Source organism: Actinosynnema sp. NPDC059335 (genome assembly GCF_042752395.1).
Lineage (GTDB): Bacteria > Actinomycetota > Actinomycetes > Mycobacteriales > Pseudonocardiaceae > Actinosynnema.
This window is the reverse complement of sequence record NZ_JBHYXZ010000117.1, coordinates 1-13,216: the sequence shown is the minus strand read 5'-3', so window position 1 is coordinate 13,216 and position 13,216 is coordinate 1. Positions and strand designations below refer to the sequence as shown.

Annotated in this window: 12 protein-coding genes; 8 read left to right on the top strand and 4 right to left on the bottom strand. The window is 73.1% G+C overall.

What is annotated here, in order from left to right; translation table 11 throughout:
* The first annotated feature begins 15 nt into the window (after positions 1–15).
* The gene (locus ACFXGA_RS29155) at positions 16–1,056 is read left to right on the top strand and encodes a LacI family DNA-binding transcriptional regulator (protein ID WP_378093294.1); all 1,041 of its coding nucleotides are present in this window, start codon (positions 16–18) and stop codon (positions 1,054–1,056) included.
* A 54-nt stretch (positions 1,057–1,110) separates the two neighbouring features.
* Here ACFXGA_RS29155 and ACFXGA_RS29150 read toward each other — a convergent pair whose 3' ends face one another.
* Complete coding sequence (locus tag ACFXGA_RS29150) at positions 1,111–2,610, bottom strand: PucR family transcriptional regulator (protein WP_378093292.1); 1,500 nt, start codon at positions 2,608–2,610, stop codon at positions 1,111–1,113.
* 95 nt (positions 2,611–2,705) lie between these two features.
* Between ACFXGA_RS29150 and ACFXGA_RS29145 the strand changes: the two genes are divergently transcribed.
* Positions 2,706–3,020, top strand: coding sequence for a DUF3099 domain-containing protein (locus tag ACFXGA_RS29145; RefSeq protein ID WP_378093290.1), 315 nt, complete (start codon positions 2,706–2,708; stop codon positions 3,018–3,020).
* Here ACFXGA_RS29145 and ACFXGA_RS29140 read toward each other — a convergent pair.
* The gene (locus ACFXGA_RS29140; protein ID WP_378093288.1) at positions 3,002–3,886 is read right to left on the bottom strand and encodes a carbohydrate kinase family protein; all 885 of its coding nucleotides are present in this window, start codon (positions 3,884–3,886) and stop codon (positions 3,002–3,004) included. The two genes, ACFXGA_RS29145 and ACFXGA_RS29140, sit on opposite strands and share 19 nt — an antisense overlap.
* Positions 3,883–4,791 (bottom strand): pseudouridine-5'-phosphate glycosidase, encoded by a 909-nt coding sequence (locus tag ACFXGA_RS29135; protein ID WP_378093286.1) that lies wholly within the window; start codon positions 4,789–4,791, stop codon positions 3,883–3,885. The genes ACFXGA_RS29140 and ACFXGA_RS29135 overlap by 4 nt, the downstream gene beginning before the upstream one ends.
* Before the next feature lie 31 nt (positions 4,792–4,822).
* Between ACFXGA_RS29135 and ACFXGA_RS29130 the strand changes: the two genes are divergently transcribed.
* Positions 4,823–5,068, top strand: a complete 246-nt coding sequence (locus ACFXGA_RS29130; RefSeq protein WP_378093284.1) for a DUF3039 domain-containing protein — start codon at positions 4,823–4,825, stop codon at positions 5,066–5,068.
* A gap of 10 nt (positions 5,069–5,078) precedes the next feature.
* Here ACFXGA_RS29130 and ACFXGA_RS29125 read toward each other — a convergent pair whose 3' ends face one another.
* Positions 5,079–6,323, bottom strand: coding sequence for a YhjD/YihY/BrkB family envelope integrity protein (locus ACFXGA_RS29125; protein WP_378093281.1), 1,245 nt, complete (start codon positions 6,321–6,323; stop codon positions 5,079–5,081).
* A 163-nt stretch (positions 6,324–6,486) separates the two neighbouring features.
* On the opposite strand from ACFXGA_RS29125, the gene ACFXGA_RS29120 reads away from it, so the two are divergent.
* The 5 genes from ACFXGA_RS29120 to ACFXGA_RS29100 all read left to right on the top strand — a co-directional run bounded on the left by ACFXGA_RS29120 (position 6,487) and on the right by ACFXGA_RS29100 (position 13,029).
* Positions 6,487–8,199: a DEAD/DEAH box helicase gene (locus ACFXGA_RS29120; RefSeq protein ID WP_378093279.1), complete on the top strand. Its 1,713-nt coding sequence runs from the start codon at positions 6,487–6,489 to the stop codon at positions 8,197–8,199.
* A gap of 191 nt (positions 8,200–8,390) precedes the next feature.
* Positions 8,391–9,527: a sugar ABC transporter substrate-binding protein gene (locus ACFXGA_RS29115; RefSeq protein ID WP_378093277.1), complete on the top strand. Its 1,137-nt coding sequence runs from the start codon at positions 8,391–8,393 to the stop codon at positions 9,525–9,527.
* 74 nt (positions 9,528–9,601) lie between these two features.
* Complete coding sequence (locus tag ACFXGA_RS29110; RefSeq protein WP_378093275.1) at positions 9,602–10,375, top strand: ATP-binding cassette domain-containing protein; 774 nt, start codon at positions 9,602–9,604, stop codon at positions 10,373–10,375.
* 52 nt (positions 10,376–10,427) lie between these two features.
* The gene (locus tag ACFXGA_RS29105) at positions 10,428–11,855 is read left to right on the top strand and encodes a sugar ABC transporter permease (protein WP_378093273.1); all 1,428 of its coding nucleotides are present in this window, start codon (positions 10,428–10,430) and stop codon (positions 11,853–11,855) included.
* A 1-nt stretch (position 11,856) separates the two neighbouring features.
* Entirely contained in the window at positions 11,857–13,029 is a 1,173-nt protein-coding gene (locus ACFXGA_RS29100; RefSeq protein WP_378093271.1) for an ROK family protein, read from the top strand.
* Positions 13,030–13,216: the final 187 nt, after the last annotated feature.

Sequence of the window (13,216 nt, the reverse complement as noted above, 5' to 3'; positions counted from 1 at the left end):
AGATAAGCTGTGCCCATGTCCAGCGCCGGCGCGCCGCGCGTCACCATGGCGGAGGTGGCGCGGCGCAGCGGCGTCTCGCCGATGACCGTGTCGTACTGCTACAACCAGCCGGACCGGGTCGCGCCGGACACGTTGCGCCGGGTCCGCGAGGTCGCCGCCGCGCTCGGCTACCGGGGACCGGACCCGACCGCGCGCTCCCTGCGCCGCCGCCGCACCGGCGCGATCGGCGTGGTGCTCGGCGAACACCTCGCGTACGCGTTCGAGGACCCCCAGGCCCGCCGGTTCCTGACGGGGGTCGCCGAGGTCTGCCGGGAACGCGGGATCGGGCTCAACCTCATCCCGACCACCGGGGAGGAGCAGGACGTCGAACGGGTGCGGTCGGCGTCGGTCGACGGCTACATCGTCTGGACGACCGTCGACACCGACCCGGTGCTCGACGTGGTGGGCGGCCTCGGCAAACCGGTCGCGGTGCACGGCGGTCCGGCGGTCGGCGGCGCGGAGGTGGTCGGCATCGACAACCGCGCGTCGGCCCGGGAGCTGGCCGCCCGCACGTTCCCCGGCGCGCGCCGCCCGAGCGTCCTCGCGTTCCCCTTCGACCGGGACCGCCGGCCGCGGCTGGAGACGGGACCGGACGCCGCGCGGGTCGCGTTCCCGGTCACCCGCGACCGCCTCCAGGGCGTGTACGACCACTGCCGGGACGTCGGCCGCGACCCGGCCGGCCTGCCCGTGGCCGTCGTGGCCCGCAACGACCGCGAGGAGGCCGCCGCCCTGGCCGACCTGCTGCTCGACGCGTGCGACACGGACGCGGTGGTGGCGATGAGCGACCAACTGGCGTTCGCCGTGCTCGACGCGGCCCGGCGGCGCGGGCTCCGCGTGCCGGCGGACGTCGCCGTGGCCGGCTGGGACGACGGGCCGGACGCCCTGCGGGAAGGGCTCACCACGATCACGCAGTCGCTGCTCGACCAGGGGCGCGCCTGCGCGCTGATCGCGCTCGGCGACCGCGGTCCGGGCGGTGCGGCCGAGTGGACGGCCACGGTCCGGACCAGCACGAGGTGACGGCGGATCCCACGGCCGCGGCGGACCGCGCGGGCCGCCGGGAGGCCCGGACGGTCAGGCCGGCGGCGTGATCGCCAGCGCGATCGCCAGCGCCAGCCGCTGCTCCGGGTCGTCCAGCTCCAGCGACGTCACCGCCGCCATGCGCTGCATCCGGTACCGCAACGTGTTCGGGTGCACCGACAGCGCCCGCGCGGCCTCCCGCGCGTCGCCCTGCGCCGCCAACCACGCCCGCAACGTCACCGCGTACTGCGTGCCGTGCCGGGCGTCGTGCCGCACGAGGTCCGCCACCGGTCCGCGCGACGGGAGCCGCCCGGCCTCCGCCACGCCCGCCAACCGCCGCAGCAGCACCTTCGCCCACGCCCCGTCGTACACCACGGGCTCGCCGCCGGACAGCGCCAGGCACTCGTCGGCCTCGCCGCGCGATGCGGGCAGCGACGCGGCGTCCGCCCGACCCCCGATCCCGGCCTGCACCACGGCCTCCGCCGGCAGCTCCCGCCCCAGCGCCCGCACCCACTCCACCGCCGCCGCCGGGTCCTCCCCGCACGGCAGCACGGTGTAGAGCACGTTGCCGAACAACGCCGACCGCCCCGGCCGCGACCAGCCGAACCCCGCCGTCGCCCGGGAGAACGCGAGCAGCGCCGCCCCGTGCTCGCCCTCGCCGGCGTGCGCCTGCACCGCGATCACCCGCAGGTCGGACGACGGCAGCCCCAGCCGGGCCAGGTTCGCGGGCAGCCCCGACTCCAACGCCTCGATCACCAGGTCCGCCTCGGCCTGGCGCTCCAGGTCCGCCGACGCGCGGGCCCGCAGCAGGTGCAGCGCCGCCGTCCGCGCGCCGTCCACCAGGGCGTCCTCGCGCGCCGCGTCGACCGGGTCGTCCACCTCGACCCACACCGAGCCGAGCAGCTCGCGCCCCGCCCGCACTGCCGCCACCAGCCGCCCGCCCAGCCGGTCGGTCAGCTTCGGCACGAACAGCGGGTCGTCGGACCGGGCCAGGTGCGTGAACACGCCGTAGGCGTCCAGCGCCTGCCGCGCCTCCTCGGGCACCCGCCGCCCCAGGATCGTCTGGACCCGCACCGGGTCCACGTCCTGCTGCCGGTACGAGTACGCCAGCACCCGCGACTGCTGGTCCTCGATCGTCACCGGGCCGCCGACCACCGCCGCGATCGCGTCCGCCACCGCGAACAGGTCACCGGACCCCTGCCCGCCCAGCACCAGGGTCTGCGCGACGTTCGCCAGCTGGCCCCACGGCACCGACGGGTCCACCAGCAGCACCGCCGCGCCGGACCGCTTCGCCGCCGCGACCACCCGTTCGTCCAGCGGCGGGGCCCCGTGCAGCACGACCGCCGCCGCCGGCGTGCCGCCGACCAGCCGCGCCGCCGCCGCGGGCGTGGGCACGCCCAACCCGAGCAGCACGTCGTCCGGCGCGGCGGGCGTCTGCTCGGCCGGATCGTGCAGCGCCACCCCGCGCAGCTCGACGTCCCGCCCCCTCGGCGCGCAGCTCAGGTGCGTGCCGAGGCTGCCGAGCACGTCGACCAGGCGATCAAGGGCGACCACAGCGGGATCCTAAGGTCACGGGCACCGGCGCGCGCCCGTGTGAGTTGGCGGACCGGGAGGTGTCGGTCCGGTCCGCGTGGTGGGAGTATGGAGTCATGGCCAGTCCCGAGCGCGACGGCACTCCGGTGCTCATCACCGAGGCGGCTCCCTCGTACGAGGAGCAGCACGCCGCGCGCAAGCGCAAGTACGCGATCATGATGGGCGCGCGCATCCCGTGCCTCGTCCTGGCGATGGTCTTCTACCAGACCTGGTGGCTGGCGCTGGCGCTGATCGTGCTGTCCGTCCCGCTGCCGTGGATGGCCGTGCTGATCGCGAACGACCGGCCTCCCCGCAAGGCGGAGAAGGCCAGCCGGTTCGTCAAGGAGCACCGCGCCCTCGAGGCGCGCGGGCATCACGTCATCGAGGGCTGACCCGCCGGCTGCGCGCCGACGGCGGACACCGCCCGGGCCGCCGCGCGCACCCCGCCGAGCAGCGCGTCCCGCCGCGACGCCCCGGACAGCCACGCCGCCAGCAGCCCGGCGTCGAACGCGTCCCCCGCGCCGGTGGAGTCCACGCACTCGACGTCCTCGGCCGGCACGGACACCACGCCGCCCCGGTCCACCCAGCTCGCCCCGTCCGCCCCGGAGGTCAGCGCCACCGCGCCGACCACGTCCAGCAGCGCCGCGGCCGACGCCGGCTCGGCGGACCCGGTGAGCGCGACCAGCTCCTCGGTGTTGGGCAGCAGCACGTCCACCCCGCGCACGTCGTCCAGGAACCCGTCGTAGATCAACGCCGCCGACTGCGGGTCCACCGACGTGGTCAACCCCGCCTCCCGCGCGGCCCGCAGCACCGCGAGCCCCGCGGGCCGCGACGACGCGTCCAGCAGCACGTACCCGGACAGGTGCAGGTGCGAGGCGTCGCGCAGCAGGCCGCGGTCCAGGTCGCCGGGGGAGAAGCGGGCGTTCGCGCCCCGGTCGGGCAGCATGCTGCGCTGGCCCGTGTCGTCCACCAGCACGACCACGCAGCACGTGGCCGCATCGGGGTCCACGGCGAACGCGCACCGGACGCCGGCCGCGGTCAGCTCGGCGTGCACCTGCCGGCCCGCGGAGTCCGCGCCGACCCGCGCCACCAGCACCGGCGACGCGCCGCACGCGGCCAGCCACACCGCCGTGTTCGCGCCCGCGCCGCCGGGTTCGATGGTCACCGACGCGCGCGAGTCGCCGCCGTGCACGATCGGCCCGGAGTGCCGGGCCACCACGTCCAGCCCGGCGTCGCCGACGACGACGATCCCCGTCACGCCGCCAGCTCCACGGCCACCGCCGCGGCCAGGGAGGCGTTCGACACCACCAGCGCCTCGTTCGCGTCCAGGCTCACGCCGCCGCTGGCCGTGTGGAAGTGCTCCAGCAGCACCGGCGTGACCTCCTTGCCGTGCACGTCCCGTTCGCGCAGCAGCTCCAGGCCCTCCGCGAGCAGCCGGTCGTGCAGCCCGGCGTCCATCTCGAACTCGGCCGGGATCGGGTTCGCCAGCAGCACGCCCGCCTCGCCGGGCGCGGTCCGGTGCGCGGCCACCACCGCGGCGGCCTCGGCGGGCGTGTCCACCCGCCACGGCACGCCGAACTCCGACTCGCGGCGGTAGAACGCGGGGAACCGGTCTGTGCGGTAGCCGATCACCGGCACCGAGCGGGTCTCCAGCAGCTCCAGCGTCGCGCCCATGTCCAGGATCGACTTCACGCCCGAGCACACCACCAGCACCGGCGTCGTGGCCAGCACGTCGAGGTCGGCGGACACGTCCCAGGTCTCCCGCGCGCCCCGGTGCACCCCGCCCAGGCCGCCGGTGGCGAACACCCCGATGCCCGCCGCGTGCGCCAGCGCCGCCGTGCTCGCCACGGTCGTCGCGCCGTCGCGCTTGAGCGCGTACGCCGCGCCCAGGTCCCGGCGGGACAGCTTCACCAGGTCGTGGGCGGGGTCGCAGACGCGGTCCAGCTCGGCGGGGGTCAACCCGATCCGGGGGACGCCGCCGAGCACGGCGATCGTGGCCGGCACCGCGCCCGCGGCGCGCACCACGCCTTCGAGCCGTTCGGCGACCTCGCGGTTGCGGCCGGGCGGTAGCCCGTGGGACAGGATCGTGCTCTCCAACGCGACCACCGGCCGGTTCTCGGCCAGGGCGGATCGGACCTCTTCGGTGACGCTCGGCGTGCTCACGAGGGGCCATCATCCCAGGTACGCTGGGCGCGTGAGCACGCAGACTCTGCCCGACGTGGAGACCCGGCCGGAAGGCACGGACCACACCGGTGACGACACGCCGAAGATGTTCCACTACGTGCGCAAGGCCAAGATCGCCGAGAGCGCGGTGATGGGCACGCACGTGGTGGCGCTGTGCGGCGAGGTGTTCCCGGTGACGAAGTCGCCGAAGCCGGGCTCGCCCGTCTGCCCGGAATGCAAGAAGATCTACGACAGCCTGCCCAAGGGCGGCGACTGACCGACCCCCGCTAGGACGGCCCCGGCCCCGACCCGCCGGGGCCCGACCCGTGCCCGCGCACCGGCGTCTCCCGCACCACCCGCCGCTCGACGGGCGTGGTCCCGCCCGCGTTCGGGCCCGGCTGCGGGCCCCCGGTCGTCGGCCGCTCCACCGGCACGGTCTCGGGTGCGTCCCGCTTCCGGCGTTCCACCGGCAACGGCATCGTGCGGTTCGCGTCCGCCGGCGACGGCGCGGTGTGCGGCCGGGGTTCCGCGGGGCCGCCCGACCGGGACTGCCGCTCCTCGTCCGACCTGACCCGCTCGGCCGCCCGCTCGATCTCCAGCCGCTGCCAGCGCCGCCGCTGCCGCCGCGTCATCTTCGCCGGCCACATCTCCTGCATCGCGCTGTTGAAGTACGCGCCGATCGTGATCGCCAACCCGATCAGGTACGCGAACAGCAGGAACGCGATCGGCGTCGCCAACGCGCCGTAGGTGTAGCCGGTGGTCGTGATCCACTGGATGTAGAGCCGCAGCCCGACCGACGACAGCAGGAACACCGCCATCGCCAGCACCGCCCCCGGCACGAGCCGGTGCCACGGCAGCTTGTTCGGCAGCGACAGCTTGTAGAGCGTCGCCAGCGCCAGCACCAGCAGCACCGCGATCACCGGGTAGTAGAACCCGCTCAGCCACGCCTCGATCGTCGGCCGCCACGACCCCGGGAACAGGCCGGGCAGCAGGTCCGGCCCCAGCGCCAGCACCGGCAGGCCGATGATCAGCAGCACCAGGCTCGCCAGGTACAGCAGCAGCGCGAAGATCCGCTGCCACACCTCGTTGCGCACCCCGTACTGGTCGTGCGCCGCGGTGATCGCGTCCACGAACGACGACATCGCCGACGACCCCGCCCACAGCGAGATCAGGAAGCCGACCGAGACGATCTCGCCCTTGCCGGTGGTGAGGATCTGGTCGACGGTGGGCACGATCACCCCGTTGACCACGTCCTGGCTGAAGATCGTGCGGCAGGTCGAGATGATCCGGTCCTTGACCGCGCTGACGACCTCCGGCCCGAACCAGTCGCCGAGGTACCCGAGGCTGCCGAGCAGCCCCAGCAGCAGCGGCGGGAAGGAGAGGACCTGCCAGAACGCCGCCTCGGCCGCCTCGGAGAAGATGCTGCCGTCCCACGCCTTCGACAACGTGCGCGCCAACAGCCGCAGGGGCCCCTTGCGGCCCGTGCTGCGCGTCCTGTCGTCCCTAGGCGAGCCCATCGCAACATCAAGCATGGTGCATGGCGGGTGATTTCGCGGCATCGGCGACGGTGCGCCGCCGCCGCAGCGGGTAGGCTGTGCCTGCCCTCGACGGTCGCCCGCACCGAGGGCATTTGCGTGTCCACCGCCGCACCGGCACCGCGGCACCGCCGCTGATCAGCGCAGAAAGGGTTCGAGGTTGTCGCAACCGCAAGTCGCCACGACCCGTCCCCTCCGCGCCTGGCAGCGCCGCGCGCTGACGAAGTACCTGGCCGCGAAGCCCAAGGACTTCCTCGCCGTCGCCACGCCCGGCGCGGGCAAGACCACGTTCGGCCTGCGGGTCGCGGCCGAGCTGCTGGCCGACCGCACGATCGAGGCCGTCACGATCGTCACCCCCACCGAGCACCTGAAGCACCAGTGGGCGAAGGCGGCGGCCGAGGCGGGCATCGCGATCGACTCGAACTTCCGCAACACCATGGCGGTGACCTCCCGCGACTACCACGGCGTCGCGCTCACCTACGCCCAGGTCGCCGCCCACCCGACGCTGCACCGCGTCCGCACGGAGAACCGCAAGACGCTGGTCCTGCTGGACGAGGTCCACCACGGCGGCGACGCGAAGTCGTGGGGCGACGCGATCCGCGAGGCGTTCACGCCCGCCGTGCGGCGGCTGTGCCTGACCGGGACGCCGTTCCGGTCGGACGACTCGCCGATCCCGTTCGTCAGCTACGAGCCGGGCCCGGACGGCGTCCAGCGCAGCCGCGCCGACCACTCCTACGGCTACTCCGACGCGTTGCGCGACGGCGTGGTCCGGCCGGTGATCTTCCTGGCCTACTCCGGCGAGGCGCAGTGGCGCACGAGCGCGGGCGAGGAGTTCTCCGCCCGCCTCGGCGAGCCGCTGACCCAGGAGCAGACCGCGCGGGCCTGGCGGGTCGCGCTGGACCCGACCGGCGAGTGGATGCCGTCCGTGCTCAAGGCCGCCGACCTGCGGCTGACGCAGCTGCGCGAGGGCGGCATGCCGGACGCGGGCGGCCTGGTCATCGCCACCGACCAGACCGTGGCCAAGGCGTACGCCGAGATCCTGAAGCGCACCACGGGCCACGACGCGACGCTGGTGCTGTCCGACGACCCGAAGGCGTCCGGCCGGATCGCCGAGTTCGCCGCCTCGACCGACCGCTGGCTGATCGCGGTCCGGATGGTGTCCGAGGGCGTGGACGTGCCGCGGCTGGCCGTCGGCGTGTACGCCACCAGCGCCTCCACGCCGCTGTTCTTCGCCCAGGCCATCGGCCGGTTCGTGCGCGCCCGCGCCAAGGGCGAGACGGCCAGCGTGTTCCTGCCCAGCGTGCCGGTCCTGCTGGGCCTGGCCAGCGAGCTGGAGCAGCAGCGCGACCACGTGCTGGGCAAGCCGCACCGGGAGAAGGACGGCTGGGACGACGAGCTGCTGTCCCAGGCCAACCAGGTCAAGGACGAGCCGGGCGAGGAGGAGAGGGCGTTCACCTCGCTCGGCGCGTCCGCCGAGCTGGACCAGGTGATCTACGACGGCTCGTCGTTCGGCACGGCCGCGTTCGCGGGTAGCGAGGAGGAGCAGGAGTACCTGGGCCTGCCGGGCCTGCTCGAACCCGACCAGGTGCGCGAGCTGCTGCGGCAGCGGCAGGAGAAGCAGCTCATCGAGGCGGGCAAGCGGCAGGTCGCCGCCCCGCCGCCGCCCGCGCCCGTGCGGACGGCGAGCGTGCAGGAGCGGTTGGCGCAACTGCGCAAGGAGCTGAACACCCTGGTGGCCATGCACCACCACCGCACCAAGAAGCCGCACGGCAAGATCCACAACCAGCTGCGGGAGTACTGCGGCGGCCCGCCGACGGCGATGGCGAGCATCGAGCAGCTCGAAGAGCGGATCGCGACGCTGCGCTCCTGGTGATGTTCGTTGTGACCGCGGTTGTCACCGGACGTAACCTGCTACTGCATTAGGCGTAACCGTATGTCCGTTCGGTTACCTCGTCGTTAGCGCATCGTGCCTACTTTACCGGTCAAGTGTGCTTCCGGTCACCGCATGTCACGGCATACGTTGTGCGCCACAACATTTACGCTCCTGCGTGAAAGGGATGGCGGATGCGCAGCAAGAGCCTCGCTCTCATCGCCCTTGGCACCGGCCTGGCCGTGGCCATGACGGCATGTGGCGCCAACACGTCCGGTGGTGGGAGCACCACCTCGGACACCAACACGAACAGCGGCTCGTCCGGCGCGAAGGTCGGCGTCATCCTCCCCGAGACCGCGAGTTCCGCGCGCTGGGAAGGCTTCGACAAGCCGCTGCTGAAGAAGGCGCTGGAGGCCGAGGGCCTCCAGGCGGACATCCAGAACGCCCAGGGCGACGTGCAGAAGTTCTCCACCCTGGCCGACGGCATGATCAACGCCGGCGTCAAGGTCCTGATCATCGCCACGCCGAACAGCGAGATCGGCGCGACGGTCGCGAAGAAGGCCGAGGCGCAGGGCATCCCGGTCATCGACTACGACCGGCTGAACCTGGGCGGCAGCTCGAAGTACTACGTCTCGTTCGACAACGTGAAGGTCGGCGAGCTGCAGGGCCAGGGCCTGGTGCAGGGCCTGGAGGCGCTGGCGCCGGGCAAGAAGCCGGCCGAGATCATCGAGATCGAGGGCGCCCCGACGGACAACAACGCCACGCTGTTCTACAACGGCCAGCAGAACGTGCTGAAGCCGAAGTACGAGTCGGGCGACCTGAAGCTCGTCCAGTCCCAGCCGATCGACAACTGGGACAACCAGAAGGGCGGCACCACCTTCGAGCAGATCCTGACCGGCAACGGCCAGAAGGTCGACGGCGTCGTCGCCGCGAACGACGGCCTCGCCGGCGCGGTCATCACCGTGCTGAAGAAGTACGGCCTCAACGGCAAGGTCCCGGTCACCGGCCAGGACGCCACCCCGGAGGGCCTGCAGGCCATCCTGCGCGGCGACCAGTTCATGACCGTGTTCAAGCCGATCAACGAGCAGGCCGACGCGACCGCCAAGCTGGCCGCGGCGCTGGCCAAGAACGACACCGCGGCCGCCGACGCGCTCGCCACCGGCGTCACCAAGGACACCACCGGCAACCGCGACGTCAAGTCGGTCCTGCTGCCCGCGCAGCTGATCACCAAGGACAAGGTCAAGACCGTCGTGGACGCGGGCTTCGTCAAGGCGACGGAGATCTGCGGCGGCGACCTGGCCACCGTCTGCGCCGAGCTCGGCATCAAGTAATCCAGGCTCGTGCCGGGGCGGGGTGTGGGAGACGCACCCCGCTCCGGCACGCCCATCGTTGGAGAGGAAATCCAGTGAGCGAGCCGATCCTCGAGCTGCGCGGCATCAACAAGAGCTTCGGTCCGGTGCACGTCCTGCACGACATCGACTTCGCCGTGTACCCCGGCCAGGTCACCGCCCTGGTCGGCGACAACGGCGCGGGCAAGTCGACGCTGGTCAAGTGCATCGCGGGCATCCACCCGACCGACTCCGGTCAGGTCGTGTTCAACGGCGAGGAAGTGCACATCCACGGCCCCCGTGACGCCGCGCAGCTGGGCATCGAGGTCGTTTACCAGGACCTCGCGCTGTGCGACAACCTCGACATCGTGCAGAACATGTTCCTGGGCCGGGAACGCGGCAAGTTCGGCATGCTCGACGAGGCGGACATGGAGCAGGCCGCCCGCAAGACGCTGACCTCGCTGTCGGTCCGCACGGTCAAGTCGGTGCGCACGCAGGTCGCGTCGCTGTCCGGCGGCCAGCGGCAGACCGTGGCGATCGCCAAGGCCGTGCTGTGGAACAGCAAGGTCGTGCTGCTGGACGAGCCGACCGCGGCGCTCGGCGTCGCGCAGACCCGCCAGGTGCTCGACCTGGTGCGCCGGCTCGCCGAGCAGGGCCTGGGCGTCGTGCTGATCAGCCACAACATGAACGACGTGTTCGAGGTCGCGGACCGCATCGCCTGCCTGTACCTGGGCCGGATGGCGGCCGAGGTCAACACCAAGGACGTCACCCACGGCCAGGTCGTCGAGCTGATCACCGCGGGCCGCTCCGGCGACCTGGGCATCGCCCGACCCGAGAACGCGACCATCTGATGCCCGCCCGGATTGATGCCCGCGTAGAGCTCCCCACGACGAGGAACGCAGCATGACCAACACCACCAGCGAGACCGCCCCGGACACACCGCAGGGCGCGATCTCCGACTTCGGCATCGACACCACCTCCCAGTCCACCGGCGAAGCGGTGCGCGACTACGTCGCCCGCCTGCGCGGCGGCGAACTCGGCTCCCTGCCCGCGCTGCTCGGCGTCGTCGTGCTGCTGATCGTGTTCAGCTCGCTGGCCGACAGCTTCCTGACCCTGGGCAACATCGCCAACCTGCTCCAGCAGGGCGCGAGCATCGTCACCATCGCCATGGGCCTGGTGTTCGTGCTGCTCCTGGGCGAGATCGACCTGTCCGCCGGCACCGCGTCCGGCGTGTGCGCCTCGGTCATGGCGCTGCACCTGATCAAGGGCGGCAACCTGCTCGGCGGCATGGGCGACACCGTGTTCTACCTGTTCTGCGCCCTGCTGGCGCTGGCGGCCGTGCTCGCCGCGCTGATGCGGATCTGGGCGGGCGCCGCGCTGTCCGTCGTGGCGCTGGCCATCGCGCTGATCGGCGTGCCGGCCAACCCGTGGGTCGAGATGCTGCTCGCCGTGTGCGTCGGCACCGCGATCGGCTGCATCACCGGCTTCCTGGTCGCCCGCGTGGGCATCCCGTCGTTCGTCGTGACCCTCGCGCTGTTCCTGGCGTGGGGCGGCGTGATCCTCCAGCTCATCGGCCAGGGCGGCACGCTCGGCCTGCGCGACGACGTGATCTTCAGCGTGGCCAACGGCAACCTCAGCACCGCGGGCTCCTGGGCGCTGTTCGTCGTCGCCGCCGGCGGTTACGCCGCCGTCGTGCTGAGCCGCCACTTCAGCCGGCTGCGCAAGGGCCTGGTCGCGCTGCCCACCCCGATGGTGCTGGTCAAGGTCGGCGTGGTCGTGGTGCTGGCCGCCGTGGCCACCTACGCGCTGACGCTCAACCGGTCCCAGAGCAGCCTCGTGGTCATCACCGGCGTGCCGTTCGTGGTGCCGATCGTGCTCCTGCTGCTGGTCATCGGCACGTTCGTGCTCGAACGCACCAGCTACGGCCGGCACGTGTACGCGGTGGGCGGCAACAAGGAAGCGGCCCGGCGCGCCGGCATCAACGTCGCGCAGATCCGGATGAGCGTGTTCGTGATCGCCTCCTCCCTGGCGGCCGTCGGCGCGATCATCTACTCGTCGAAGGTCGGCTCGGTCGACCCGAACGCCGGTGGCGGCAACACGCTGCTGATGGCGGTCGGCGCGGCGGTCATCGGCGGCACGTCGCTGTTCGGCGGCAAGGGCAAGCTGCGCGACGCGGTGATCGGCGGCGCGGTGCTCGCGATCATCCAGAACGGCATGGGCCTGCTCAACCAGCCCGCCGCCGTGGTGTTCATCGTGACGGGCCTGGTGCTGCTGCTGGCCGCGAGCGTCGACGCGCTGTCCCGCCGCCGGGCGGCAACCGCCGCCCGCTGACGTGAGCACACCCACCGCGGGAGCCCGACCCGACGAGGTACGCAGGCACAACAGGACGGCGCTGCTGCGCCGACTGCACGTCGACGGGCCCTCCACCAGGGCGTCGCTCGCGGCTGAGCTGGGCCTCAACCGCAGCACGATCAAAGCCCTGGTGGACGGCCTGGCCGAATCCGGCGTGGTGGCCGAACGGGTGCCGGCGCAGCGCTCCGGCGCCGGCCGCCCGTCGCTGCTGGTGCTGCCGCAGCCGCAGGCGGCCGTCGTCATGGCCATCGACATCCGCGTGGAGCAGGTGGCGATGGCCATGGTGGGGCTCGGCGGCGACATCCTCGGCCGGGACTCGTGGAACCTGCACCACCGCACCCGCGACCCCGGCGAGGTGATCACGCACATCGCCGACTCGGCCAAGCTCCTGGCCGACGAGCTGGACGTCAGCGCGGTCGGGGTGGGCGTCTCCGTGCCCGGCGTGGTGCGCCGCTCCGACGGGCTCGTGCACGAGGCGCCCAACCTGCACTGGACCGACGTCGCGCTGGGCGACCGGCTGTCGTCGGTGCTCAAGGTCCCCGTCCAGGTCGGCAACGACGCCGAGCTGGGCGCCCTGGCCGAACACGTGCGCGGCGCGGCCCGCGGCGCGTCCGACATGGTCTACATCTCCGCCGACGTCGGCATCGGCGGCGGCGTCATCTCCAGCGGCCGCCCGCTGCGCGGCACCGGCGGCTACGTCGGCGAGCTGGGGCACATGGTGGTCCGCCCCGGCGGCCGGCGCTGCTACTGCGGCTGCCACGGCTGCTGGGAGACCGAGGTGGGCGAGGCGGCCCTGTGCCGGGCCCTGGCGCTGCCCGAGGACGCGCCGCGCGGCACCGTGGTGGCGGAGCTGCGGTCGCTGGCCGGGTCGCCGGACAGCGTCGCGCACCGGCTGGGGGAGTTCACCGAGTGGCTCGCCATGGGCCTGATCACCGTGGTGAACATGCTCGGGCCGGAGCTGGTGGTGCTGGGCGACCTGTTCACCGCCCTGCCGGAGTCGCTGGTGGACCAGCTGCGGCACAGCGTGCAGAAGCGCTCGCTGGTGTCCCGGGCGGTCGGCGGCACCCGCATCGTCTCCTCGCCGCTGGGCCGCGACGCGAAGCTCGTCGGCGCGGCCGAACTGGCCTTCGAGCCGGTGCTGGACGACATCTGACCCGACGCGGGGCGTCCCGCGCGCCCGGGTCCCTTCCCGGTGGCCGCGCGGGGCGTCCCGCATCGTCGCGCTCCGCCCGAGGTGGTTTTCCCCTGCGGGAACCGCTGGCGTTCACGTCCCGTGTCGCCGGCCGCACGGTGCGTGCGCCCACCGGGAAAATGAGGGGGGCGGGGATCCTCGTCGGATC